The following is a 1,621-nucleotide window of genomic DNA, read 5'->3' on the forward strand; positions in this document are numbered from 1 at the left end:
GCGCGCGAGTCGAGCTGGCGGTAGGTGAGGAAGTCCTCGCCCATCTGCACGGCGATGGCATCCGGGGTGCGCTGGGCCTGGGCCTCGAAGAGCTGGTGGGCGCAGACGTCGCGCGGGTACTCCGCCCGCACGTCGTTCCACTCGACGAGGACGCGGTGGCGCTCGGCCTCGGAGAGCAGGGGCAGCGAGGACAGGCGCTGCTCCGGGTTGGAGGCGGCGGCCTCCAGCAGCACCTGGAGGTGCTCGAACATCCGGGAGATGGTGTCCGCCTCGTACAGGTCGGTGCTGTACTCGCACAGGCAGGACAGGCCCTCGGCGGTCTCGTTGATGGCGAGCGTGAGGTCGAACTTCGCCGCGCCAGTGCCGCTCTCCGCGCTCCGCACGGTGAGACCCGGGAGCCGCAGCTCCGGCGTGGGCGCGTTCTGGAGGACGAGCTTCACCTGGAAGAGGGGCGCGTGGGCGAGGCTGCGCTCGGGATTGAGCTCGCGCACCAGCTCCTCGAAGGGGACGTCCTGGTGGGCGTAGGCACCGAGCGCCACCTGACGCACGCGGCCGAGCAGCTCGCGGAAGGTGGGGTCCCCCGAGAGGTCGCCCCGCATCACGAGCTGATTGATGAAGAAGCCGATGAGCCCCTCGGTGTCGGCATGGGTGCGGCCGGCGATGTCCGTGCCCACCACGATGTCCGTCTGGCCCGAGTAGCGTGAGAGCAGGGACTGGAAGCCCGCGAGCAGCGCCATGAAGGGTGTGACGCCCTCACGCTGGCAGAGCGCCTCGAGCGCGGCCGACAACGTCCGGGGCATCAGCCGGGTGAGGGTGGCACCGCGGTACGACTGCACGGGAGGCCGGGGCCTGTCGGTGGGCAGCTCCAGCACCTTGGGCGACTGGGCGAGCTGCTGGCGCCAGTAGGCGAGCTGCGTCTCCAGCGCATCACCCTGGAGCCAGCCGCGCTGCCAGGCCGCGTAGTCGGCGTACTGGAGGGACAGGGCGGGCAGGGGCGAGGGCTGGCCCGAGGCGAAGGCCTGGTAGAGGGCACCGACCTCGCGGATGAGGATGCCCATGGACCAGCCGTCGGAGACGATGTGGTGCATCGTCAGCAGCAGCACGTGCTGGGTGTCCGCCAGTTTGAGCAGCTTCAGCCGCAGCAGGGGGCCGCGGATGAGATCGAAGGGCCGTTGGGCCTCCTCGTGCGCCAGACGCCGTGCCTGGGCCTCACGCTCGGCCTGGGGCAGCTCGCCCAGGTCGATGACGGCCAGGGGCAGGGAGAGGCCGGAGTGGATGACCTGGACGGGCTCCTTCTCCGTGGCGCGGAAGGTGGTGCGCAGGGATTCGTGGCGGTGCACCAGCTCCTGGAAGCCGCGCTCCAGGGCGGACACATCGAGCGTGCCCTCGAGCTGGACGGAGGCCGCCATGTTGTAGGTGGACAGGCCCGGCTCGAGCTGCTCGAGGAACCACAGACGCTGCTGGGCGAAGGACAGGGGCAGCTCGCCCGTGCGCGCGACGGGCCGCAGCGGCGGCAGCTTCAGTCCCTGCCCCTCACGCGAGGCGGAGTCGATGCGGGAGCCGAGGGCCTCGAGGGTGGGAGCCTCGAAGAGGGAGCGCAGGGGCAGGTCGACGCCGAAGG

Annotated in this window: 1 protein-coding gene; it reads right to left on the bottom strand. The window is 71.1% G+C overall.

Annotated elements, in window-relative coordinates; translation table 11 throughout:
- Positions 1 to 1,621: condensation domain-containing protein (locus tag VF794_RS22365; RefSeq protein WP_331113621.1), on the bottom strand; the 1,621-nt coding region annotated here is incomplete at both ends.

The sequence above is a fragment of the Archangium sp. genome (assembly GCF_036389735.1).
GTDB lineage: Bacteria > Myxococcota > Myxococcia > Myxococcales > Myxococcaceae > Archangium.